The 23911-nt window shown below is 43.2% G+C and carries 22 protein-coding genes and 1 pseudogene; 21 read left to right on the top strand and 2 right to left on the bottom strand.

Going from position 1 to position 23911, the window contains the following annotated elements; all coding sequences use genetic code 11:
* Positions 1–7 precede the first annotated feature (7 nt).
* From DWW52_RS05050 to DWW52_RS05040, 3 genes are read left to right on the top strand one after another with little or no spacing between them, the layout of a single operon-like run.
* Positions 8–754 carry a DUF4843 domain-containing protein gene (locus DWW52_RS05050; RefSeq protein WP_158582482.1) on the top strand — a complete coding sequence of 249 codons (747 nt, stop codon included), beginning with the start codon at positions 8–10 and terminating at the stop codon, positions 752–754.
* Positions 755–772: 18 nt separating this feature from the next.
* Complete coding sequence (locus tag DWW52_RS05045) at positions 773–2365, top strand: PKD-like family lipoprotein (RefSeq protein ID WP_118714388.1); 1593 nt, start codon at positions 773–775, stop codon at positions 2363–2365.
* 18 nt (positions 2366–2383) lie between these two features.
* A complete protein-coding gene (locus tag DWW52_RS05040; RefSeq protein WP_118714387.1) occupies positions 2384–3364 on the top strand; it encodes a hypothetical protein in 981 nt (326 codons plus the stop codon).
* A 191-nt stretch (positions 3365–3555) separates the two neighbouring features.
* Here the strand turns inward: DWW52_RS05040 and DWW52_RS05035 are convergent, their stop codons facing one another.
* Together DWW52_RS05035 and DWW52_RS20935 are read right to left on the bottom strand one after the other, a co-directional pair.
* Complete coding sequence (locus DWW52_RS05035) at positions 3556–3891, bottom strand: hypothetical protein (protein ID WP_118714386.1); 336 nt, start codon at positions 3889–3891, stop codon at positions 3556–3558.
* Positions 3825–4256, bottom strand: a complete 432-nt coding sequence (locus DWW52_RS20935; protein WP_148315329.1) for a hypothetical protein — start codon at positions 4254–4256, stop codon at positions 3825–3827. Before DWW52_RS20935 ends, DWW52_RS05035 begins: the two co-directional genes overlap by 67 nt.
* Between DWW52_RS20935 and DWW52_RS05030 the strand changes: the two genes are divergently transcribed.
* From DWW52_RS05030 to DWW52_RS04945, 18 genes and pseudogenes are all read left to right on the top strand, one after another.
* Entirely contained in the window at positions 4255–4518 is a 264-nt protein-coding gene (locus tag DWW52_RS05030; protein WP_148315328.1) for a hypothetical protein, read from the top strand. The genes DWW52_RS20935 and DWW52_RS05030 overlap by 2 nt on opposite strands.
* A gap of 251 nt (positions 4519–4769) precedes the next feature.
* Positions 4770–5600: a hypothetical protein gene (locus DWW52_RS05025; protein ID WP_118714384.1), complete on the top strand. Its 831-nt coding sequence runs from the start codon at positions 4770–4772 to the stop codon at positions 5598–5600.
* A 93-nt stretch (positions 5601–5693) separates the two neighbouring features.
* Positions 5694–6395 carry a (d)CMP kinase gene (gene cmk, locus DWW52_RS05020; protein WP_118714961.1) on the top strand — a complete coding sequence of 234 codons (702 nt, stop codon included), beginning with the start codon at positions 5694–5696 and terminating at the stop codon, positions 6393–6395.
* Positions 6379–7230, top strand: a complete 852-nt coding sequence (locus tag DWW52_RS05015; protein WP_118714383.1) for a 4-hydroxy-3-methylbut-2-enyl diphosphate reductase — start codon at positions 6379–6381, stop codon at positions 7228–7230. Before cmk ends, DWW52_RS05015 begins: the two co-directional genes overlap by 17 nt.
* Positions 7231–7296: 66 nt before the next feature.
* Positions 7297–8277, top strand: a complete 981-nt coding sequence (gene pfkA / locus DWW52_RS05010) for a 6-phosphofructokinase (protein ID WP_118714382.1) — start codon at positions 7297–7299, stop codon at positions 8275–8277.
* A 75-nt stretch (positions 8278–8352) separates the two neighbouring features.
* Positions 8353–10809 carry a primosomal protein N' gene (priA, locus tag DWW52_RS05005; protein ID WP_118714381.1) on the top strand — a complete coding sequence of 819 codons (2457 nt, stop codon included), beginning with the start codon at positions 8353–8355 and terminating at the stop codon, positions 10807–10809.
* Positions 10810–11228: 419 nt separating this feature from the next.
* Positions 11229–12221, top strand: coding sequence for a MoxR family ATPase (locus DWW52_RS05000; protein ID WP_118714380.1), 993 nt, complete (start codon positions 11229–11231; stop codon positions 12219–12221).
* A 248-nt stretch (positions 12222–12469) separates the two neighbouring features.
* Entirely contained in the window at positions 12470–13348 is an 879-nt protein-coding gene (locus DWW52_RS04995; RefSeq protein ID WP_118714379.1) for a DUF58 domain-containing protein, read from the top strand.
* A 27-nt stretch (positions 13349–13375) separates the two neighbouring features.
* Positions 13376–14422: a hypothetical protein gene (locus tag DWW52_RS04990; protein ID WP_118714378.1), complete on the top strand. Its 1047-nt coding sequence runs from the start codon at positions 13376–13378 to the stop codon at positions 14420–14422.
* 68 nt (positions 14423–14490) lie between these two features.
* Positions 14491–15483: a VWA domain-containing protein gene (locus DWW52_RS04985; RefSeq protein ID WP_118714377.1), complete on the top strand. Its 993-nt coding sequence runs from the start codon at positions 14491–14493 to the stop codon at positions 15481–15483.
* Positions 15484–15590: 107 nt separating this feature from the next.
* Positions 15591–16643 (top strand): VWA domain-containing protein, encoded by a 1053-nt coding sequence (locus tag DWW52_RS04980; protein ID WP_118714376.1) that lies wholly within the window; start codon positions 15591–15593, stop codon positions 16641–16643.
* Between the two features lie 17 nt (positions 16644–16660).
* A complete protein-coding gene (locus DWW52_RS04975; protein WP_118714375.1) occupies positions 16661–17497 on the top strand; it encodes a tetratricopeptide repeat protein in 837 nt (278 codons plus the stop codon).
* A gap of 47 nt (positions 17498–17544) precedes the next feature.
* A complete protein-coding gene (locus DWW52_RS04970; RefSeq protein ID WP_118714374.1) occupies positions 17545–19365 on the top strand; it encodes a BatD family protein in 1821 nt (606 codons plus the stop codon).
* Positions 19366–19405: 40 nt separating this feature from the next.
* Positions 19406–20161: a tetratricopeptide repeat protein gene (locus DWW52_RS04965; protein ID WP_118714373.1), complete on the top strand. Its 756-nt coding sequence runs from the start codon at positions 19406–19408 to the stop codon at positions 20159–20161.
* Between the two features lie 382 nt (positions 20162–20543).
* On the top strand, positions 20544–21614 hold the full coding sequence (locus DWW52_RS04960) for a ParM/StbA family protein (protein ID WP_118714372.1): 1071 nt from the start codon (positions 20544–20546) through the stop codon (positions 21612–21614).
* On the top strand, positions 21614–22000 hold the full coding sequence (locus DWW52_RS04955) for a polymer-forming cytoskeletal protein (protein WP_118714371.1): 387 nt from the start codon (positions 21614–21616) through the stop codon (positions 21998–22000). Before DWW52_RS04960 ends, DWW52_RS04955 begins: the two co-directional genes overlap by 1 nt.
* Positions 22001–22117: 117 nt before the next feature.
* Positions 22118–23230, top strand: a pseudogene (locus tag DWW52_RS04950) (DNA polymerase III subunit gamma/tau); the annotation flags it as partial.
* Between the two features lie 167 nt (positions 23231–23397).
* Complete coding sequence (locus tag DWW52_RS04945; protein WP_118714369.1) at positions 23398–23847, top strand: hypothetical protein; 450 nt, start codon at positions 23398–23400, stop codon at positions 23845–23847.
* Positions 23848–23911 lie beyond the last annotated feature (64 nt).

The following is a 23911-nucleotide window of genomic DNA, read 5'->3' as shown; positions in this document are numbered from 1 at the left end:
AAAATATATGAAGACAATCAATAATTTAAGCGGATTACTGCTACTCGTGTTTCTAGGGATTGTAAACTATTCCTGTGATCAAGAAGAAACCATGCTTTTCGATACGGATGGGAGTGTTTATTTCACGACCTCCGATTATTCTTACTCGTTTCTGGATTATCCGGGTAAAGAGGTTGACACGATAAAGTGTCCCATTCAGATTTTTGGAAAAGCATCAGATGTCGATCGTGTGGTGAAAGCCGAGCTGGTAGCGGATGACACAAGTAAGGTGAACACGGCCCCGGAGGAACTTTATCGTGTGTTAGACGGTATTGTTCCTGCTAACGAACAACTCGGGTACGTGGCCGTGGAATTGAAAAACACTGATGACTTGAAGGATACGGTTTATGTTTTTCACATACGCGTTGTGCCGAGTGATGAATTTGAAGATGTGACATACAATAATAGAATCGTGAAGATACAATTCACTGCTAGAGAGATCCAACCGGCCAACTGGAATGCTTATTTGAGATATTTTTGGGGAGATTATTCTACCCGTTGGTGGCAGTTTATCAAGGAGGCGACAGAAAGAACCTCTATTCCTTACTGGCCTGGAAATGCGGATAAAGAGACTTGGTGGATGTCAGATGGTGAATTCGAAGCTTTGCAGGTGGTCGTGAAACGAGAACTGAAAAGATACAACGAGACCCATGATACCCCGTTGACCCACGATGACGGGACGAGTAAGGGAAAAGCGGTTCAAATCTTATACTAATGCAGCATATTGAATACTATGAAAGTAAAATTTATTATATTATTATTTGCGATTGCGGGGTATTTCACGTCTTGTTATGACGATAAATCTAATACTTCGATAAAAGTAATCAATCCTTTGGTTATAGATATGGGAGGTGCTCCGACCTCGATGTCAGCCTTCTTGTTGGATACTCTGGAAATCAAACCTGTTGTTTATAAAATTGGGTCGGATGATGCGGATTTAAGCTATAAATGGGAAATTTCGGGGAATGATATCATGCCTTTTGTCATGGATAGTACGATGACTTTAAAATCTATTGTGTCCGTGGCTCCCAATTCGAATCCTTACACGATCGTTCTTACCGTGACAGATAATCGAACCAATTTGCAGAATTACGAGAAATTCTCCCTGTCCGTGTATAGTAATCTTGGAAAAGGATTAATTGTGGCTGACACGAGGGATGGGATCAATACGGACTTGAATCTTATCATGTGCCAGAATTTCACAGAATCATACACGCAGAAATTCGACGAGAAAGACAACACCATTTTAAGAAATGTGTATTCTACACCTAATAGTGGAATGTTGATTGAAGGGTTGGCAACTCAAATGATTACTTCCGTGCATGATTCTTATAAGCGGACATTAACCGTGATGACCGATCATTCAGTACTTCGTATGGATCCCTACAATTACGTGCTGGAAAAGAAAAACAATGAGATATTTTATATCCCCATATCTGAAGATCGGTTTAAACCGATGTGTATGATGTATGACAATAGTGCTCTTTACGAATTGATGATTGTTGATCACGTGGTCTATGCCCGCCGGATTCGTTATGGAAACGAGAATTATTCGGTTAATTTGGAGACTTCGGATAACTCCGAATATAGTGCAACTATGGGATGTAGCATCGTGGAGGGATATAACTATACGTCACTTTACGTGTACGACGAATTGAATGGTCGTTTTTTGAAATGTCCATACTCGTATGATGAATTGCAAGTGGTCACACAACAAGCGGGTGGTGGTCCCTTCGATTTAAATAATGTGGGTAAAATGAATGCGTTGTTTATGGCAGAAGGGGATGCAAACGCTATTTTTACGGTGTTTGAGACAAAAGATACAGGTAAACGTTATCTATATACTTTTGATGGAGGTTCTCTTTATGTTACAACAAGTAAAGCGTTGAATATGTATGATTTGACGTCATTCCCTGGCATGATGGATGCTGTGGGTTTTGAGTGTTCTCCTTTAGAGGACGTGTTGTATTATGCAACGGATAAAAAAGTATATGCCTTGCTTTTACCGGGAACCAATCCCTCGGCTTTCGAGAGATATTCGGTAGAAGATCCCAACGAGAAAATTACTTCGATCACTCTTTGGCGGAAAGGTTATCAGGGAAAAATCAAGTTCAAGGATTCGTCAAGTGATGAGGGGTACTATACCGATTGGGCGGCGAACCGGATGATGGTGATTGCTATCTATAACGAGAGTACGAAAGAGGGGAGGCTCGTTTGTGTCCCGATCACGAATATCGGTAGTGGTATATTGGAGAAAGATAAGGATTATCATCAGGAGTATAGAGGCTTTGGACGGATTCTTTGCATTACTCCCCAGACAGTCTAAATTTTAATTTTAGTTGACATGAAAATGAAAAAATGGATATTATATTTGTTGTTAGGTGCCGGGTTATTTGCATGTAGTGACTCCGACGATGATTTGGATGTGAACGATACGCCCAAAAACAAGTTTCGTGTGAAAGAGATCACGGGAAAAAACGCTCACTGGGGCGAGTACGTGATGAACATGGTTTATTATTACGAGACGCTTGATTCCATAGTAGTCCGTGATAAAGCGAATGACAAACTGGCGGTGATGACCTCTTCGGGAACAGATAACGGGTTAAAATACAGTTTGAATGACTATATCCCGAATATTGATGCCGATTCGATTCAAAAGTTGTACGATAAATATGGCAGTTTGGCAAAAGATAGTATTCCCTTGATTGCACGGGAATTGTTTTCTTTGAGTAACGAGTATAAAAACGAGATTCTGGTAGCGCAAACTTTTGTCTATAATAAAGCACGGGAAGACGTGGGATCGGGAAAAGATTTCAATAATAAATATCTGAAAAATAAACGGGTACGCTATTTGTACGAGTATGATGATAGAGCGAATTTGATAATTTGCCGGGTTTTGGAGGACACGTATAAGAAAGAGATAAAAGACAACGAAGAATTCGATCGATTGGTTTATAAGGCCGCGTTCGATCTGGACGGTAATGCGGTAACTTCCATGAATCTTTATCAGTCTGATGAAACCTACGGGAGTGGGGAAGATTACAGGCTGGATGATACTTATTCGTTCTCTTATTCCGGTGGGTTATTGACGAAAGTTTCCAGCAAGACGTTGAATTTGGAGTATCAGTATTCCGGGGAGAATGTAAGCTCGGTCCGATATGTAGATGGGGAAAGGACTTACGAATACAACAGTGACGGTTTTTTGAAGCGGGTAGATTTCGGAAACGGGGAATACATGGAAATCAAATACGAGTCAGGGCACGGGGATTTTCACCTGTTCACTCCTTTGATTGAAAATAATTTTAATCTTCCGTATATAAAATAGATGTTGAGTGTTTAAGTAGAAAGAGGTTGTCAGAAAAGTCAATTTGCCTAGAACGACCATCCCTAGCCCCTCCTTACACTGGATGGGAAACCGCTTGGTAATCAACTCTCCCCCTGTGTAAGGGGGAGTTGGAGGGGGTAGTGATTTTGTAGGGAAGAGACTTTTCTGCCAGCCTCTTTTTATTTGGATGTTTATTCCTGCGGAGTTTGTTCATCTCCCGGTAGCACAAGATTAATTTTGTACTGGTTTTTTCCGGTATAAGTGTTTAGTAATTCCGGTTTCATCGTTTCGATTCGTAGGTTAGATTCCGGTACGCCTTGGCTTGTGAGATAGCTGAGGGCTTTCCGGTTGCGCAGGGTGATGAAACGGGTGGTTTGTTCTTGTAGCTTCTCTTCCGGTACAAGTGTTAATGCTTTTTGGGAGGTGGAGCTATTTTGATAGGATGCTTCTACAAGCGAGGTCAGGTACGTGTTGAAGGCTGGGTCTTTGGCGTCGATCTCGTTGATTTTGGTGTAGTCGATGGCCACGAGGGTGGAATCTGTTTTTTCCGGGTGGAGCGACGGGTAATATCGTTTCCGGGCGTGTACATGGCAAGTTCTTCTTTCGCTTGGGAAAGATTAATTTCCTGTTCTAGTACGAGGGTCATTTCCGGTTTGCTTTTCAGGATGGTCACTAGGTCATTCAGTGTCGTGTATTGCTCGGAGGTAAAATCCCATTGGCAGGCATCGAGGGGGATGGCTTCCAGTTTATCGGGAGAGAGACCGAGAGAATTTGCCATGAACGAGATCGGTGACATCGCAACATTCACGAGTAGGTTTGTGAGCGTTTTGAAGATCAGTTTTCGGTAGGAAAATTCTGGTGAAGAGATATTTCCTTTTACGGGAAGGTCCATGTTGATTTTGTCATTCCTGTCCTTGATCAGGTACAGGGCTGTTGTCTACGAGGTGCGACTTGGCAGAAATCGGGAAATTATGTTAGGAGAACGGGGTTCAGAAGGGGAATTCGCATGGAATTTGCCGGAAGAATGGAAGGTCTCAGGGCTAATCGTGTACGGGTTCGCGGTAAGGGCAGATGGGAAGAATGCATCGGGTACTTTGGGGCTCACGAGGATCTGGAAAATTAAGACTGTTAAAATTTTGGGGAGCGAATTGTAAATTAAGCCCGAAGCTGAAACTTTGGGTTTAATCGTTGCGTATATAACGTATTTATTATTAAATGTTTCATGGAAGAGAATGAAAAGGAATGAGAAGGTTATAGATTTTTATTTAAAGGGGGAATTTCCTTTGATTTTGTAAGTAAAATAATTAATTCATGTTAAATATTAAGTTAAAATCAGCTTTCGAGTCACCCTTTTTGCCCTTTTAGGTGTTATATGGGTGTAGTTTAAATTTAAGTATCGAGTATTATGTTGAAAATTGTATTAATCGTAGGTGTTTTATTATTCAATCTTGTTGGAGTGCAAGCTCACGAGAAGGAGATGGATTCATTGGATAATTTGGTGAAGAAGTTCGAGGCGAATCCTGCGGACCCCCAAACAACAATTCAACTTTTGAGAGAGTTGAAAAACCAAGGGAAGCCGAATCGTGATGTTGTAAGTAGGTATTTTCAGACTCAGAAGGAGACTGACTATTTGAAAGATTATAACTGGTCCATTATCCGGGATTACGTGGATGATGTGAACGCTCCCCAGATCAAATATTTGTTTAACAACCAATCGAAGTTCATGCAGAACTATTCAAAGGACGATGTTTTCCAAAAGCTGGATAACGTGTTTGTAGGTCATTTGGAGCAGTACTATGCGAACAATAAGATGGAGTATAACAAGTATTTGGATTTCTTGAAAAGTTCTGGTTACGAGCATTATGACGTGGTTGCCGATTATTTCTACATCAAGCAATTGCGGGCAGAACGGAAGTCTGAAGATTATTTCTACAAGGCTCGGAAGTTGTTCCGTTATTTCCCGGAAAATCGAAAGATGATCAAGGAGATTACTGATGGCGCACTGGAGATCATGAATGATGTTTCCCGTTTGAAAGTGATCCAGTTGTGGGCGGGTAAGACCGTGGAGTCTAAAAAGGATTTCGACGCTGTTTATAATTACGTGTTGATTTCCAACAAGTGTGGTTTCGAGGATGTGGCTAAACGTTACGCCAAGATCGCTACTACTTTGGCCGAACAGTCTTCCAACCAGACGATGATGGAGAAAGCCAAGAAATTGTTGCAGATGGTAAACTAAGATTTGAAAGTAAATCAAAAAATAGTAGGGGGTAATCATTAAACGATTACCCCCTTTTTTGTATCTTCGCAATTTGAATAGATAATAATGAAGATGGAAAAGAAAGGTTTGATCGTTGCCGTTGATGGGCATTCTTCCACGGGAAAGAGTACTGTTTCAAAGATTCTTGCGGCACGTTTGGGATATACTTACATTGACACGGGGGCTATGTACCGGATCGTGACGTTGAAAGCTATGCGTGAAGGATTGATTCAGGACGGAAAGGTGGACGATGAGAAATTGAAAGAGGTGCTTCCGACCATTGTTTTCGGGTTTAAATATAATGAGGAGAAGAAACGTTACGAGTCGTACATGAATGGCGAGTACGTGGAAGCTGCTATCCGGGGAATGGAGGTGTCGGATAACGTGAGTCTGATCGCCTCGCTGCCTTACGTGCGGGAATTGTTGGTTGAGAAACAGCGGGAGATGGCGAAAGCGGGAGGTGTGATCATGGATGGACGGGACATCGGGAGCGTGGTGTTCCCTCACGCGGAAGTGAAGTTCTTCATGACGGCAAGCCCGGAAGTGCGGGCAGAACGACGTTATAAGGAGTTGATCGAGAAGGGGGATCACGTGACTTACGAGGAGGTTGAGGCGAATGTACGGAAAAGAGATTATATAGACGAGCATCGGGAGACAAGCCCGTTGGTGAAGACCCCGGATGCCGTGTTGATTGATAATGGCGATATGACCGTGGAGGAAGAGGTGGAAGAGATGTTAAAGATCATTCGTTCAAGATATGAAAGTAGAAATTGACGAGAATTCCGGTTTCTGTTTTGGTGTGGTGAATGCTATAGCCAAGGCGGAAGAAGAGTTGCAGCATGGGACTTTATACTGCATCGGGGATATCGTGCATAATAGTCTGGAAGTCGAACGATTGAAGAATTTGGGATTGTCGACTATTGATCACGAGGAGTTCGCCCGGTTGAAAACTTGCCGGGTGTTGTTCCGTGCGCACGGAGAACCGCCTAGTTCTTACGAGTTGGCAGAACGGAACGGGATAGAGGTGATCGATGCTTCTTGCCCCGTGGTATTAAATTTGCAGAAGAAAATACGGGAAGCATACGAAGGCGGAAAGGCTGACGGGGTGCAGATCGTGATTTACGGGAAGAGAGGACACGCCGAGGTGAACGGTTTGGTGGCGCAAACGAATGATGAGGCCTTGATCGTGGAAGGGGAAGAAGATTTGAAATCGATCGATTTTGCCCGACCCGTGATCCTGTTTTCCCAAACGACGAAGAGTTTGGACGGGTTCAAGCGGATCGTGGAATTGGTGAAAGAGAATGCCCGGAGTTCCGTGGTCGTGAATGATACGATCTGTCGTAAAGTGGCAAATCGTATCCCGCAGTTGAAAGAGTTTGCCGTTCAACATGATGTAATCTTGTTTGTCAGCGGGGAGAAGAGTTCTAACGGGAAACAGCTTTTCGAGGTCTGTCGGGGTGTGAATCCCAGGACTTATTTCGTGCAAGGGGTGGGTGATTTGCGGGATGACATGTTCGAGGGGGCGAGTAGTGTGGGGATTAGCGGGGCTACCTCGACACCGAGGTGGGTGATGGAAGAGATAAGAGAGAAGTTAAAAGATAAAAGTTAAGATATTAGAATTGGGAAATGGAGATGGGCATTTCCAATTTTTCAACTTTCAATTAAATTTTGTTTTATGGGAAAAATTCAAAAAATTGGTGTTTTGACCTCAGGTGGTGATGCGCCGGGTATGAATGCCGCTATTCGGGCGGTGGTGAGAGCGGCTATTTTTAATGGTTGTGAAGCGTATGGTATTTACGACGGGTATGAAGGATTGATCGAGGGAAATATCGTGAAAATGGGTTCCCATGACGTGAGTAATATTATTCAACGCGGGGGTACGATTTTGAAAACCGCTCGTAGCGAAGAGTTCCGAACTCCGGAAGGACGTACGAAAGCTTACGAGAAAATGAAAGAATTCGGGATTGATGCATTGGTTGTGATTGGTGGAGATGGTACTTTCTCCGGAGCCCGTTTGTTCTGTCAGGAGCATAATGTGCATATCGTGGGGATCCCCGGAACGATTGATAATGATCTTTACGGAACGGATTACACGGTGGGATACGATACGGCGGTGAACACGGTGGTGGAAGCTGTCGATAAGATTCGCGATACGGCAAGTGCTCATAACCGGTTGTTCTTTATTGAGGTGATGGGACGGGATGCCGGGTTTATCGCTTTGCGTTCGGCTGTTGCCACGGGGGCGGAAGCCGTGTTGGTGCCGGAGATCGAGACGGATGTAAATGATCTGGACAAGTATCTGGAACATGATTACAAACCTCATAAATCCAGTGGTATCGTGATCGTGGCCGAGGGTGACAAGTCGGGTGGCGCTTACACGATTGCCGAGCAGATCGCGAAAAAACATCCTGAATACGATGTGCGGGTGACGGTTTTAGGACATATTCAGCGAGGTGGTTCTCCTTCGGCTTTTGACCGGGTGACAGCCAGTACGTTGGGGGTTGCGGCCGTGGATGCGTTATTGGATGATCAAACCAGTATTATGGTAGGTATTATGAATAAAGATATTGTTCATGTTCCGTTCAATAAAGCAATAAAGAATTCTAAACCGTTGAATCAAAATTTATTGGGGTTGACGGAAATCCTATCAATTTAATAATTTTAGATTTTAAATTTTAGATTGCGGATGGTAATTTAAAATTTAAAATTTAAAATTTAAAATTATAACGTTTTGTTGTACGCGGATGTCATTATCCCTCTGGGAGTGGAAAGTTTCTTTACTTATTCGGTACCGGAAGAATATGAACATTCGGTAACGGTGGGGGCACTTGTGGTTGTTTCTTTTGTGAGAAACAAACGGTACACGGGTGTGGTCTACGCATTACATTCCAATCCTCCCGAGGGTTTTGAGGTGAAGCCTATCGAACGGGTCATTGAGGAGGGTTTTGCCCTTTCGGAATCTCATTTAAAGTTTTTGTTGTGGCTCAGCGAGTATTACATGACTCCTCCGGGTGAAGTGACACGAGCTGCATTGCCTGTTGCCATGCGGCTGGAGAGTTACACGAGTCTGAGCCTGTCGGGCGGATGGGAAGAACGTTTGTCGGATGTTCCCGAATTAAGCCCGGAGGAACGGGAGATCGTGAAGGTTTTTCAGGAACGGGGAGAGATTTGCATGGCAGAGGTTGAGAAGTTGTTGAAACGGAAGGATGTGTACGTGGCTGTTCGAGCCTTGTTGGAGAAAGAGATTATCGGGATAAAGGAGTCGGTAGACGATTTGTTTAAACCGAAATTTGAACGTTGGGTAGGCTGGAAACGAGAGTTCACGGATGGAGAGTTGGAGAATGTTCTCGATTCGTTGAAGCGTGCAAAGGCTCAATACAAGATGTTGTGCGATTGGATTTATTACAGTCACGAGCATCAGGTGGAGAGTTTGTCGAAAGTGGAGTTCATGCAAAAGATCGGGAATTCGGCTTCTGTCTTGAAAGCTTTGTGTGATCGGGGCGTGTTGGAAGTTGTCGTGCGGGAAGTTAGTCGTCTGGAGGTAGGGGATGAGGAGAAACAAGAGATACATGCTTTGTCCGAGGTGCAGGAACGGGTGCTAGGTGAAATCCGGAAGGATTACCGGGAGAAAGATTGTGTTTTGTTACAGGGGGTTACTTCATCGGGAAAGACGGAGGTATATATCCATTTGATTGATGACATGTTGAAGCAGGGGAAACAGGTGTTGTACCTGTTGCCGGAAATTGCTTTGACCGTCCAGATCGTGAAACGATTGCGACGGGTGTTTGGTGATCGAGTGGGTGTTTACCATTCGGGAATGACGGATAACGCCCGGGCGGAAATATGGCGTAAACAGAATGGGGATCAGCCTTACCCGGTGGTGTTGGGAGTGAGATCATCTATATTTTTGCCTTATCGTCAATTGGGGTTGGTTATCATTGATGAAGAACATGAAAGTTCCTACAAGCAGAAGGAGCCGGCTCCCCGGTATAACGGGCGGGATGCTGCAATCATGCTTGGGAAAATGAACGGGGCGAAGATTTTGTTGGGATCCGCGACTCCTTCGTTTGAGAGTTACCAGAATGCCTTGAGCGGGAAATATGGTTTCGTGCAATTGGCTACTCGCTACGGGGCGGTGATGATGCCGGAATTGTTGTTCGTGGACGTGAAGGAATATCGCCGCAAGAAGATGATGAAGGGGTGTTTTACCCCGGTTTTGTACGAGGAGATGAAGCGGGTGTTAGAGAGTGGTATGCAGGTGATTCTGTTTCAGAACAGGAGGGGATATTCCACTTATTTGCAATGTGATCATTGTGGGGCGATCCTGAAATGCAAACATTGTGACGTGAGCATGACATATTATCGTTACCGGAATACGTTGAATTGTCATTATTGCGGGAGTTTGAGAGCCGTGCCGGGAGTTTGTCTGGAGTGCGGTCAGGGGCATTACGTGAATCGCACGCCGGGTACGGAACGAATCGAAGAGGAAGTGAAGCAATATTTCCCGGAAGCTCGGATTGCCCGGATGGATTTGGACGTGATGAATAATAAAGCGAAGTTTCGGGCATTGATTGATGATTTCGAGGCCGGGAATCTGGACGTGTTGATCGGGACGCAAATGGTGTCGAAAGGATTGGATTTCGAGCGTGTGAAGCTGGTAGGGGTGATGGATGCCGATAGTTTGATCGGTTTTCCCGATTTCCGGGCGGAGGAACGTGCTTATGATATGTTGATGCAGGTGAGCGGACGTAGCGGGCGCAAAGGGGAGCGCGGTAAAGTGGTGATTCAAGTGGCGGATATACAAAATCGGGTGTACCAGTTGGTAAAGAAGGAGAATTATCACGGTTTTTATTCCCTGTTGTCGCGGGAACGGGAGATGTTTAATTATCCTCCTTTTGCCCGGTTGATTCAAATAGAATTGAGACACACGGAGGAGTTGGCTTTGCGGAATGCCGCAAACGAGCTGGCAAGGTTGTTGCGGGAGCGGTTGGAACGACGGGTGTGTGGTCCGGCGGAACCGGATGTGTCAAGGATAAGGAAAATGTTCCGTATTCAGATATTGATTAAGGCGGAACAAGGTCTTTCTTTGTCAAAATTGAAAGCCTTTTTGAAACAAAAATGCGGGGAGTTGGTGAAAGCACCTGTCGGGAAAGGTGTGCGAATTTATTTTGATGTTGATCCTTTGTAAATAATTGCTTTAATCGGTCTGTAAATAAAAATCAACGATTCGTGACGTGCAACGACCGGAAAGTGTGGGTCTTACTAATCTTTTTTAAGAGTCTTAATATTCCTTTTTGCTATTCTGATTTTTGTAACGGGTTATTTAAAGTTGGCAAAACAGAGGAAGAATGAGCATAAATCAAAATAAAGGAAAATGAGAAATAGCAGAGGCCTGAAGTTTTCTGCTATTTTTTTTGGGAAAACCTTAAAATTCGTGTTAACATTTTTTAGCCACTTGGATTTTAACATTTGACGGAATAATAGCTACTTTTGGAAAAACAGAAACAGAGGCAGTTATTTTAGGACTCTTTTCGTAAAGAGTGAAACCGATGTGTAATGTTTGACGTTAGAAAAGTAGTAATATAAATCATTATAAAAATCAATGACATGAATACGGTTGATATCAAAGCATTGAACGAGCGCATACAGCAAGAGAGTTCTTTTGTCGATATGATTAACATGGAGATGAATAAGGTGATCGTGGGTCAAAAACATTTGGTGGAAGGACTTATGATCGGGATGCTCTCGAACGGACATATTTTATTAGAGGGTGTTCCCGGTTTGGCGAAGACCTTGGCGATTAATACGCTGGCACATATTATTAATGCAAAATTCAGTCGAATCCAGTTTACCCCGGATTTGTTGCCTGCTGACGTTGTGGGTACGATGATCTATTCCCAGAAGAGGGAAGAGTTCGTGGTGAAGAAAGGACCGATTTTTGCTAATTTTATTTTGGCGGATGAGATAAACCGTGCTCCGGCAAAGGTGCAATCCGCTTTGTTGGAGGCGATGCAGGAACGTCAGGTGACGATTGGTGATACAACTTACAAGTTGGATGAACCGTTCCTGGTTATGGCCACCCAGAACCCGATCGAGCAAGAGGGTACTTACCCGCTTCCGGAGGCTCAGGTAGACCGGTTTATGTTGAAAGTCGTGATTGACTACCCGAAGAAAGAGGAAGAGAAATTGATTGTTCGTCAGAATTTGGAGAAAGTTTACCCGGAATCCAACACTATTTTAAAGCCGGAAGATATCTTGCGGGCTCGCGAGGTGGTGAAAGAGGTTTATCTGGACGAAAAGATCGAGAAATATATCGTGGATATCGTGTTTGCAACCCGTTATCCGCAGGAACATGGTTTGGAGAAGTTTGTTTCCATGATCTCTTACGGGGCATCCCCTCGTGCTAGTATCAGTTTGGCAAAGGCTTCACAGGCGTATGCATTCATCAAACGCCGCGGTTACGTGATCCCGGAGGATGTTCGTGCCGTTTGTCATGATGTATTGCGCCATCGTATCGGTTTGAGCTATGAGGCTGAAGCAAATAACCTGACCAGTGAAGACATCATCAGCGAAATTTTGAACACGGTTGAAGTGCCTTAGTAATTGAAAATTGAAAGTTGAAAATGATCTGTTTTCAATCTGAGATTTTCAATTTAATAACGACGAGAGTTTAGAATGAAAGGTGAAATGATTCCGTGATTGCCGATTTAATGATTCCGTGATTATAAAAAAGAGCGAGAGAATTGTGCGGGGAAATCACTTAATCGGAAATCATAAATCAAGAAATTAGGTCGGCCTTGTGTGGCTGGAATCTAAAATCTAAAATCAATAAATCTAAAATTAATAAGGTGGAGACTTCAGATTTATTAAAACGTGTTAGGCAGATCGAGATAAAGACTCGCGGATTGTCGAGTAATATCTTCGCGGGGGAGTACCACACGGCTTTCAAGGGTCGGGGTATGACGTTCAGCGAGGTGAGGGCGTACCAGTATGGGGATGATATCCGAAGTATCGACTGGAACGTGACGGCTCGTTACAATCATCCTTACGTGAAGATTTTCGAGGAGGAACGAGAGTTGACAGTTATGTTGCTGATAGACGTGAGTGCTTCGCGTAATTTCGGGACAGTTTCGAAATTGAAAAAGAACCAGATTACCGAGATTGCGGCCGTGCTTGCTTTTTCTGCCATTCAGAATAATGATAAGATCGGTGTGATCTTTTTCTCCGACCGGATAGAGAAGTTTATCCCGCCCAAGAAAGGACGTACACATATCCTGCATATTATCCGAGAATTGGTGGATTTCTACCCGGAGCATAAGGAGACGAATATTTCGGTGGCGTTACAATATTTGACAAATGCCATAAAGAAAAGGTGTACTTGTTTCCTGATATCCGATTTCATGGATGAGCATGATTTTGAACATCCTTTGATGATCGCGAACAAGAAACACGACGTGGTGGCACTTCAATTGTATGATCGGAGAGAGAAGGTATTGCCTCCTGTCGGGTTGATGTATTTGACCGATGCGGAAACCGGAGAAAGCGTTTGGGTGGATACTTCCGATAAAAAGGTCCGGGACGAGTTTGAAGCTTATGCTTTGCAACGAGACAAGGAATTGGATCGGATATTCAAACACGCGGGAGTGGATATGGCATCTATCAGTGCCGATGAGGATTACGTGAGATCATTGATTACGTTATTCAAGAGAAGAGGGGCTGGATATTAGTTGAAAATTGAAAATGGAGAATTGAAAATGAAAAATAGAATTGTTCTATTCGTAATTGTTCTACTATGTAGTATCGGTGCCTTGAAAGCACAAAATCGGGAATATATTGCCGAGGTCGACACGAACTATATCATGATCGGGGATCAAATTCATTTTCGGATGAAGGTGAAGTCGGAACCGGGAGTGAAAGTTGCGTTTCCCCAGTTAAAGGACACGATCGCGAAGGGTATCGAGATTATATCCGGTCCGGTTCGGGATTCTATCTTGGAGAAGGATGGACGGGTCCTTGTGCAGGAAAGTTACGTGATAACTTCTTTTGATTCGGGAATGTACGTGATTCCTCCCATGCCGATAGAGATTCAGCAGGAGAGTTATAACAACACGTTGCGGACGGATCCGATACCGTTGATCGTGAATACGTTTGTGGTAGATCAGCAGAAAGGAAATTATGATATCGTGATGCCTTTGGCTGCCCCGTGGACGTTTGCGGAGGTATTACCTTACCTGTTGTGGGGACTGTTGGGAATCGTGGTGATATTGGTGATTATTCTGATTATCAGGTATCGGAAATCTCATAAAAGTATCTTTGTTCACGAGAAACCGGCTATACCTCCCTACGTGTTGGCCATGAAAGCCTTGGAAGAGATCAAAAAGGAGAAATTGTGGCAGAGTGGCAAGACGAAAGAGTACTATACGCAGTTGACCGATACGATTCGGAATTATCTGGATGGGGAGTTGGGTATTTCTGCCATGGAGCAGACTTCTTTCGAGACCCTGCAGGCTTTGGAGAAATCCGATCAGGTAAATGCGAAACAACGGGATAAGCTGGCTAATATGTTCGAGACGGCTGATTACGTGAAATTTGCTAAGGCTGAACCTTTGCAGGACGAGAATGTGCGTAATCTTGACATCGCTTACGATTTCGTGCAGGAGACAAATGATACGATCCGGGCTGCTCACGAAAAGGAACGTCTGGAACAGGAATTGAAAGAGCAGCAAGAGAGAGAAGCCCGAGAGAAGGCTGAAAAGGAAGCTCAGGAGGTGAAAGATAAAGAAAATGAAACGACTAACTAATTTTAGATTTTGAATTTTAAATAGAAATATCGTTTAGAATCTAAAATCTAAAATTTAAAATAGATATTATGTTTGGATATGAATTTGCAAACCCTGAGTACTTTTGGTTGTTGTTGGTATTGATACCAATGATAATTTGGTACATATTCAAGGAGAAACGCTCGCATGCAGATTTGAAGTTTTCTTCAATTCGGGTGTTCAAACAAATGAAACGGGGAAGTCGGATTTGGTTGCGTCACCTGTTATTTGCTGCCCGGTTATTGGCGATTCTGTTTTTGGTGTTAGCCTTGGCCAGACCGCAATCCAGCACGAGTTGGCAAACTTATAACAGCGAGGGTATTGATATCATGTTGGCGTTGGATATTTCCGGTAGTATGCTGGCACGGGATTTTACACCCGACCGTTTGGAAGCAGCCAAGGAAGTGGCCACGAAGTTTATATTGGAACGTCCTCAGGATCGAATAGGTTTGGTTGTATTCAGTGGAGAGAGTTTCACGCAAAGTCCTTTGACTACCGATCAGGCCGTGTTGGTAAACGTGATGAAAGATATTCATAGCGGGATGATAGAAGACGGTACGGCTATCGGGTTGGGATTGGCAAATGCGGTAAATCGCTTGAAGGATAGTAAGGCAAAATCAAAAGTAATCATTTTGTTGACGGACGGAGTGAACAACCGGGGTGCAATTGCCCCGATGACGGCTGCCGAGTTAGCAAAGACATTCGGAATTCGAGTATACACGATTGGCGTGGGCACTCTGGGAGAGGCACCTTATCCCGTGCAAACTCCTTTCGGGATGCAGTTACAACGAATGCCGGTGGAGATTGATGAAGAGGTTTTGACTCAGATTGCCGACATGACAGGTGGTAAGTATTTCCGGGCAACGGATAACAAGAAATTGGAACAGATTTATCAGGAAATTGATAAACTGGAAAAGAGTAAGGTAGAAGTGAAGCATTTTAGCCGGAAAAATGAACAGTATTTTTATTTTGCATTGATCGGGGCTTTGCTGCTGATTCTCGAAGCATTAGGGAGATACACGTTGTTGAGGAAAATTCCTTAGAATTAAGTGATTCGGAGATTTTCGATGAGGTGATTATGAAATCACAGAATCTACAATCACGAAATCACAGAATTTAAAATTATTAAATCTGAAATTAGAAAAGGGTTATGTTTAGATTTGCACATCCTGATTTGTTATACTTGCTGATTATCATACCATTGTTGATAGTTTTTTACGTGGTGGCAAGGATACGGAAGAAGAAAGCGATAGCCGAGTTCGGGAGTCCTGAGTTGTTGGCAACGTTGATGCCTTTGCAATCCTATAAACGAGAGACATTGAAGTTTATTCTTGTATTGATGGCTTTGTTTTTCGTGATTCTCGGAGTTGCAGGGCCTCAGTTCGGATCAAAACTGCAACAAGTGAAAAAAGAGGGAGTGGAATTGATTATCGCGCTGGACGTGTCTAATTCCATGATGGCCCAAGATATAAAGCCCAGTCGATTGGAGGCTGCCAAGCAAGCTATTTCCCGGATGGTCGAGAAGTTGAGCGATGATAAGGTAGGGTTGATCGTGTTTGCCGGTGACGCGTACGTACAATTGCCGATTACGACGGATTATTCCTCTGCTAAATTGTTCTTGTCGGGGATAAACACGGATATCGTGCCGATACAAGGAACGGCTATTGGTAATGCGATAGATTTGGCTGCAAAATCGTTTACCCCAGAAACAGAAACTTCGAAAGCGATCATCGTGATCACGGACGGGGAGAATCATCAGGATGATGCAGTGGCCGCGGCAAAAGCGGCACGGGAAAAAGGAATTTTCGTCCATACAATCGGAATGGGGTTGGCGCAGGGAGCCCCGATTCCGGAGAAAGGCAATCCCGGCCAATATATGAGGGATGGTAGTGGTAATCCGGTTATTTCGAAACTGGACGAGGAGACGTTGAAAGAGATAGCCAAGGCGGGAGAGGGTATTTTCGTGCGGGCAAGTAATTCGAACGTGGGGTTGAATACTTTGCTGGATGAAATTGATCGGATGGATAAGACATTGTTGGAAGAACGGGTATTCAGTGATTATGCTGAGAAATATCAGTATTTTCTGATTATGGCGTTGATTTTCGTGTTGTTGGATTTTATGGTCCTTGGGCGAAAGAACAAGAATTTCTTGAAGATTAATATATTTGGGAGTGAAGGAAAAAGTGTTGAAACAAATCGGTAAATTTTAAACGAAGTGTTATGGTGAAGATATTGATGACAATGATAATGGCTGTAGTCATAAGTTTACCGTTGGCTGCACAGCAGGAACGAAAGTTTATTCGAGGAGGAAATGATCTGTTCAATAAGCAGGATTTTGAGAAAGCCGAGGTGGAATATCGTAAGGCTTTGGATTCCGAGGTAAAATCGTACGAGGGGGCGTTTAATCTGGGTGACGCGCTTTACAAGCAGAAAAAGTTTGACGAGGCGTTGCAACAATTCCAGTCTTTGGCGCAAAACGAAAAAGACAAGGAGCGATTGGGCGAGTTGTATCATAATATCGGCAACACGCTTTTATCTATGAATAAATTGGATGAGAGTATCGAGGCTTATAAACAATCTTTGAGGAATCGTCCGAATTCGCAAGAAACCAAGTATAACCTGGAATTTGCTCGTAAGCAAAAGCAGGATCAACAGAACCAGGATCAGAATAAAGATCAAAACCAAGATCAGAATAAGGACCAGAACCAGGATCAAAATAAGGACCAGCAAAATAAAGACCAAAATAAGGATCAGAACCAAGATCAGAACAAGGACCAAAATAAGGATCAGAATAAAGATCAGCAAGATCAAAACAAAGATCAACAGGATAAAGATCAACAAAAGCAAGATCAGAAAGATCAACAAAATAAAGACCAGCAGAATAAGGACCAACAACAGCAACAACAACAAGAGCAACAACCCAAGATTTCCAAGGAAGATGCCAAACGTTTGCTGGAAGCCTTAGAAGGAGATGAGAAGAAAACACAGGAAAAGGTACAAAAAGATAAAGTTCAGGCACAGAAAGCCAAGAAGATGAAAATCGAGAAAAACTGGTAATTTTGTACATTTTATCGTAGGATTATAAAGAATTAAAAGATAAACAAATGAGGTCATTCATTATAGTATTGTTACTATGCGTTATCGGAGGGGCAAAAGTGTTTGCTCAAGAGACAAAATTCACGGCGTCGGCTCCCTCGGTCGTGGAGGTCGGAGAGCAATTTCGCCTTTCTTTCGTGCTGAATAAACAAGGTGAGAATTTGCAGGTTCCTACCTTGCAAGGATTCGATTTACTGGCGGGTCCGTCGTTGAGTACATCTTTTAATACTTCAATTATTAATGGAAAAATGGAACAGAGCTCGGAATATACTTACACGTATGTTCTGGAAGCACGTGAAGAGGGAGAGTATACCGTAGCTCCTGCCACGATCACGGTGGACGGTAAAGAGTATAAATCCAGTCCTTTAAAAATAAAAGTGATCAAGGGTTCGGATAAGCCTAAGGGGAATAATAATGCCTCTTCTAGTGGGATTCGTGAGGACCGGGGAAGTTCCACGATCACTGATGATGATCTGTTTTTGAGAATGGAGGTGAGTCGTAACTCTCTTTACGTGGGAGAAAGTCTGACGGCAACCCTGAAAGTATACGCCCGTGTAAATCTGGTGGATGTGCAAGGGAAAAAGATACCTCCTTTTGACGGGTTCCTGACAGAAGACGTGAAGATTCCCCAGATCCGATTGGAACGAGAAGAATATAATGGAAAAATATACGATCGGGTAGGTGTGTTACAGAAAACGATCCTGTTTCCCCAGCATGCCGGAACGTTGACGATCGACCCGTACGAGTTGATCTGCGTGGTGAGGCAACGGGTAGCAGGGCGTTCAAACAGTATATTTGACGACTTTTTCGGACAATCGAGGGATGTTCGGGTGATATGCAAGAGTAAACCCGTGAAAATTACCGTGAAACCTTTACCGGAAGCGGGGAAACCTTTAGGATTCAGTGGTATGGTCGGGACCCTTGCCATGACGACATCTACTTCTACCGATACGTTGAGAGCAAATGATGCGTTGACTTATAAGGTGGTGTTGCGGGGAACCGGTAACATGAAATTGTTGGAAGCACCCAAGATTTCTTTCCCGCATGATTTTGACGTGTATGATCCGAAAGTAATAAAAGATATTAACGGAACATCCGGAACCGTGACATTCGAATATTTGGTAATCCCTCGCTACGCGGGTGAGTACAAGATTCCGGCCGTGCAATATTCTTATTTTGACCCACAATCGGGGACTTATAAGATATTGACCGGGAAAGAGTATACCGTTCGGGTGGCCAAGGGTAACGAGTCCGGGCAAGGAACCGGAGAAGCGGCTTTGCAGTCATTCAAGAAAGAAGATGTCAGGATGCTGGGACAGGATATCCGGTATATCAAGACGGGTAAGAGCGATTTGAGGCAAAGAGGGGTACAATATTTCGCTACAATGGAATATTGGTTGAGTTTCTTGATTCCTTTTGTACTTTTCGTGGTAGGAATGATACTCAATCGTCGCCGGATAAAAGCGAATGCCGATCTGGTTCGGGTGAAGAGTAAGACTGCCAACAAAATGGCACAAAAGCGTTTGCGTGCAGCATCGGTGGCTATGAAAGCCGGTAATTCCGAGTTGTTCTATCAGGAGGTGCTGAATGCCTTGTGGGGATACGTTAGTTACAAGTTGAATATATCCGCTTCCGAGTTGAATCGGGATAATATCAGTGAGCATTTGACTCGTCGAGGAGCCGATACAACTTTGATACAAGGTTTTATCGAGGTGCTTGATCATTGCGAGTATGCCCGTTATGCTCCCGGTGCTAATCAGGACGAAGAAATGGATAAGGTCTACAAGGATAGTCTTTCCATTATCATGAAGCTGGATAAAGCAATATAAAAACTACAAGTTAAAAGCTAAAAACTAAAAGTCGAAAACGATGAAAAGGATATATATGATTTTGGTGTTGCTGTTATCTGGCGTGATGACTTATGCTGCCGACGTGAAAGCATTGGAAGAGGAGGCTGCGAAAATGTATCAGGAAGGCGAATACCAGAAAGCAATAGATTTGTACACCGAGATGCTTTCGGATGACATGGAATCGGCAACGATATATTATAATCTAGGGAATTGTTATTACAAACAGGGTGAGGTGGCCAAGGCTATTCTGAATTACGAGCGGGCTTTACTGTTGCATCCAGGAGATAGCGATGCGAAATATAATTTGGCCATGGCACAAAAGTCCACGGTAGATAATATCAAGGTATTGCCGGAATTGTTCCTCGTGCGTTGGTACAATGCTTTCGTGACAGCGTTCACGGCAGACCAATGGGCTTATATTTCCGTGTTTCTTTTTATCGGTTTCCTAGTTATGGCAGTACTGTTTTTCCATGCAACTTCCATTTCTTTGAAAAAAAGTTGGTTTACCTTGGGAATTATCATGTTGCTGGTATCGGTGATGACGATATGTTTTGCTTTGAAACAATATCATCGGGTGACCGATAGGGATAGTGGGATCATTATGGTTCCCAGCGTGGTTGTGCGGGGGGCTCCGGACAATAGCGGAACGGAATTATTCGTGATTCATGAAGGGCTGAAGGTACAGGTTATCGGTTCTTTGGGCGAGTGGTATAATGTGCGATTGGCCGATGGAAATGAAGGATGGATTGCTAAAACCGATTTGGAGAAGATTTGATATTCGAGTATATAAAAATAGAAAGAAACGATATCATAAACGATATCGTTTTTTTATTTGTATGACGGGGGTACACGGGAAATGAAATATTTATATGTTAGTTGTTATTGTTATTTCTTTCAGGAAAATAGGAATATCTGAAAACGTGTCAAGAAGAATTTATCAGGCATAAAAAATATTTTTTAATGATCGATTAAAGATATACAAATATATTAACAATTTTCTAAAATACAATTATGTAGTATTATTTTAGTTCGTTTTAATGCACAATTAGTTACGGAAATGACATTAATCGTGACAAATTTTCGATTTACAGTATCTTTAATCGATCGGTTATTTATATTTTGGATAAATGGATTAAATAATTAAAATTCATATGCTTATGATGAAATCATATAACTTTCCCAGTACTTATGAGGCAACGAATCAAGAATTCTCTCATGTTGCGGACTGTTTGTTAAATGGGATAAAGCTCAAGTTGGGTAATAATGATTATATTATCGGTAATCTGGCTCTTCGGGAAGGATATTCTCCGCATAAGAATATCAACACGGGACCGGGAGAAGAAGAATACAAGTTGTTGGCCCAGGCGGGTTTATTGTTGGCAACTTCAGAAAACGAGGGGACGATAAATCTAACGGTCGGTTTTCCTTTTTCAACTTATATGCTATATCGTGATCAGGTGGATGAAGTGCTTGGCGGTAAGCATGTAATTACTTTTGATAAAGGAACTTTCGGGGATTGTCAGTTTGAGACAAAAGAAATTGTGATTGCGAACGTGGATGTAATGCCTGAAATTGCCGGTTGTATTACTGCTCTTCGGGAAGGAGCTCTTCACGTGCAAGGAAATTTCTTTATGGTCAGTCTGGGATTCGGAACTTGTGAGGCTGCGGTAAGCATGTCGTCCGGAATGTTGAATCGTTCGACCGTGAGTATGAACGGGATAAATTATGCCGTGAAGTTATTCGAGCATGAGTTGATGAAAAAGTACTACATGGAATTGAAGACAGAGCATCAACTGGACATCTTGTTTCAAAAAGGACAAATAACAATTAATCGGGTTCGGCATGATGTTACCGATTTGCGGAAAAAAGTATTGCGTATGTACTACAATGACGTGATTTCTCCAAGATTGCGAAAGTCATTTATCGATGACGATTTCAGTAAATGTAATCAGATGTATCTGGCGGGTGGAGGTGCTTATTACCCGGAATTGGTGGAATGTTTTAGAGAAGAATTTGGGGATACACTCACGATATCCGTTTATCCGGAGCCGGAGAAATGTGCTTCTCACGGGTATTGCTTGAATTCGAAGTTGAAGGCTCGTACCGGGGCGAATAGTTTCGAAACGATGGACCCGGATGATTTTTTGAAAAATGTATCCCAACTGGCGGTTGGGTTGGATGTTGGTAATGCGAATACTTGCGTTTGTTTGTCGGATTATAACGATTGATGAAAATGTTTTCTTGGTGGAAAAAGCGGCAGGAAGAAGAAACTGCGACAGCTTTAGAACAGGCAGCGTTTGTGAACTTACCCACGAAAACATTCTTCGTGGGTAATATGAAGACGGATCGCTCCATTCGACTTGATGGTGATTTTAAAGGTGATATCATTACAACCGGACGTATTGTCATTGCAAAAGAAGCCCGTGTAGAAGGAAATATCAAGTGTGCGTCGGCTTTGATTCTGGGACAAGTCCGGGGGAATATTGTTGCGTTGGAAAGTTTGACATTAAAAATTCCGGCACATATTAAAGGGAATATTTTAACCCGGAAAATATATATAGAGTCAGGCGTTGTTATTGATGGTGTGTATAAGATTATGGAAGAAAAGAACTGAAATTTAAATTTCAGTTCTTTTCAAATTTAAAGGTTGCACGTGTGATTTTTACTTTGTAAATTTGTAATCCGGTACATTATTATAACAATATCGGATAACAACCTGTAATAGATTAACATGGAAAACTTTATCGTTTCGGCACGTAAATATAGACCAGCAAGTTTCGACACCGTGATCGGGCAACACTCGATTACTTCCACGTTGAGGAATGCTATTCTCAATAAACAGTTAGCCCAGGCTTATTTGTTCTGTGGACCGCGGGGAGTCGGGAAGACAACTTGTGCCCGTATTTTTGCCAAGACGATTAACTGCATGAATTTGCAGGCAAATGCCGAACCCTGTAATGAATGTGAATCGTGCAAAGCGTTTAACAGCGGTCGTTCGTTGAATATTCACGAGTTGGATGCCGCATCCAATAATAGCGTGGATGATATTCGAGGATTAGTCGATCAGGTGCGTATCTTGCCGCAAGTCGGGAAGTATAGCGTGTATATCATCGACGAGGTACATATGTTGAGTGCTTCGGCCTTCAATGCTTTCTTGAAGACCTTGGAAGAGCCTCCTGCCCATGCGATCTTTATTCTGGCCACCACGGAAAAACATAAGATACTGCCGACGATATTATCCCGTTGTCAGATTTACGATTTTAACCGGATCAAGGTGCCCGATACGATTGATCATTTAAAACGTATCGCTGCCAAAGAAGGGGTACAGGCGGAAGAGGAAGCATTGAACGTGATCGCCCAAAAGGCTGACGGGGCGATGCGTGATGCGTTGTCTATATTCGATCAGGTGGTTAGTTTTTGTGGAAAGAACTTGACTTACGATAAGGTGATCGAGAATCTGAACGTGTTGGATTACGATTACTATTTTAAACTCACCGATTTGTTTTATACCGGTAAGGTTGCGGAGACGTTCCTGCTTTTCAACGAGATCATGGAAAAGGGTTTTGATGCGGGTAATCTGGTATCCGGGTTGGGACGGCATTTTAGGGATTTGTTGGTGGCCAAGGAAGCGATTACCGTGCAACTACTGGAAGTGAGTGCTTCCATTAAAGAACGTTACCTGAAACAAGCGCAAACGGTGACCCCAGAATTTATATTTGATGCTTTGAAGGTGATCGAACAATGCGAAATGCAGTATAAAATTCGCATGGAGAAACGTTTGTGCGTGGAGCTTACCTTGATCAAGTTGTGTCAGATTAATGAATTAAAAAAAAAAGTCTTAGTATAGAGGAATTTGCCGGGTTACTAAAGATAGAAGGTTTTAACGGTAAATTCCAACAAGAGGGTGGTGGGGCTGTTGCTGCCCCTACTGCGGTTGCGTCTACAACTACGTCCCCGAAAGCCAACACCTACAAGGCGGAACCTCCTCGTTCGTTCAAGCTGAAAATGGCTATGGCGGAAACGAAAGAGGATTTGCGGGTGCAACATGAAGGAGAGAAAACTCAGGCCAATGAAAACAAGATAAAGGCACGAAATGAATTTACCGTGGCGGATGTTTCTGCTGCTTTGGAGGCTTATATTGGTACGTCGCAGGAAGATACGGCTGTAAAAATCGCCCTGACCTCGCATACCCCGAAAGTGGAAGGGTTTGTTATTACGATTGAGGTGGATAATGATTTCTTGTTGACGAAAGTCATGGATTTGCATCCTTACTTACTCTCTTTTCTGTCGAAGAAATTGTCTAATGGTTTTATTACTTTGAATGCCCAGGTTTACATGGAACCCGAAGACGGGCAGGATAAAAAACGTCTTTTCACGGCCAAAGATAAGTTCGAGCATTTCGTGTCGATTAATCCTGCCGTGGGAGAATTGAAGGCTCTGTTCGGGCTGGAAATTGAATAACGTAATTGAAAAAGAGTCAATAAAGTCCATAAGGTCTGTAAAGTCCATAAAGTCGATGGACCCC

Source organism: Odoribacter sp. AF15-53 (genome assembly GCF_003479425.1).
In the GTDB taxonomy this organism is placed as follows: domain Bacteria; phylum Bacteroidota; class Bacteroidia; order Bacteroidales; family Marinifilaceae; genus Butyricimonas.
This window is presented reverse-complemented; position numbering and strand designations above follow the sequence as displayed.

Excerpts from the sequence above, each read along its gene's own strand:
- DWW52_RS05050 (WP_158582482.1), top strand. The coding sequence starts at position 8 with ATGAAGACAATCAATAATTTAAGCGGATTACTGCTACTCGTGTTTCTA.
- DWW52_RS05045 (WP_118714388.1), top strand. The coding sequence starts at position 773 with ATGAAAGTAAAATTTATTATATTATTATTTGCGATTGCGGGGTATTTC.
- DWW52_RS05040 (WP_118714387.1), top strand. The coding sequence starts at position 2,384 with ATGAAAATGAAAAAATGGATATTATATTTGTTGTTAGGTGCCGGGTTA.
- DWW52_RS05030 (WP_148315328.1), top strand. The coding sequence starts at position 4,255 with ATGTTGATTTTGTCATTCCTGTCCTTGATCAGGTACAGGGCTGTTGTC.
- DWW52_RS20935 (WP_148315329.1), bottom strand. The coding sequence starts at position 4,256 with ATGGACCTTCCCGTAAAAGGAAATATCTCTTCACCAGAATTTTCCTAC.
- DWW52_RS05025 (WP_118714384.1), top strand. The coding sequence starts at position 4,770 with ATGTTGAAAATTGTATTAATCGTAGGTGTTTTATTATTCAATCTTGTT.
- cmk (WP_118714961.1), top strand. The coding sequence starts at position 5,694 with ATGGAAAAGAAAGGTTTGATCGTTGCCGTTGATGGGCATTCTTCCACG.
- DWW52_RS05015 (WP_118714383.1), top strand. The coding sequence starts at position 6,379 with ATGAAAGTAGAAATTGACGAGAATTCCGGTTTCTGTTTTGGTGTGGTG.
- pfkA (WP_118714382.1), top strand. The coding sequence starts at position 7,297 with ATGGGAAAAATTCAAAAAATTGGTGTTTTGACCTCAGGTGGTGATGCG.
- DWW52_RS05000 (WP_118714380.1), top strand. The coding sequence starts at position 11,229 with ATGAATACGGTTGATATCAAAGCATTGAACGAGCGCATACAGCAAGAG.
- DWW52_RS04990 (WP_118714378.1), top strand. The coding sequence starts at position 13,376 with ATGAAAAATAGAATTGTTCTATTCGTAATTGTTCTACTATGTAGTATC.
- DWW52_RS04985 (WP_118714377.1), top strand. The coding sequence starts at position 14,491 with ATGTTTGGATATGAATTTGCAAACCCTGAGTACTTTTGGTTGTTGTTG.
- DWW52_RS04980 (WP_118714376.1), top strand. The coding sequence starts at position 15,591 with ATGTTTAGATTTGCACATCCTGATTTGTTATACTTGCTGATTATCATA.
- DWW52_RS04975 (WP_118714375.1), top strand. The coding sequence starts at position 16,661 with ATGGTGAAGATATTGATGACAATGATAATGGCTGTAGTCATAAGTTTA.
- DWW52_RS04970 (WP_118714374.1), top strand. The coding sequence starts at position 17,545 with ATGAGGTCATTCATTATAGTATTGTTACTATGCGTTATCGGAGGGGCA.
- DWW52_RS04965 (WP_118714373.1), top strand. The coding sequence starts at position 19,406 with ATGAAAAGGATATATATGATTTTGGTGTTGCTGTTATCTGGCGTGATG.
- DWW52_RS04960 (WP_118714372.1), top strand. The coding sequence starts at position 20,544 with ATGATGAAATCATATAACTTTCCCAGTACTTATGAGGCAACGAATCAA.
- DWW52_RS04955 (WP_118714371.1), top strand. The coding sequence starts at position 21,614 with ATGAAAATGTTTTCTTGGTGGAAAAAGCGGCAGGAAGAAGAAACTGCG.
- DWW52_RS04945 (WP_118714369.1), top strand. The coding sequence starts at position 23,398 with ATGGCGGAAACGAAAGAGGATTTGCGGGTGCAACATGAAGGAGAGAAA.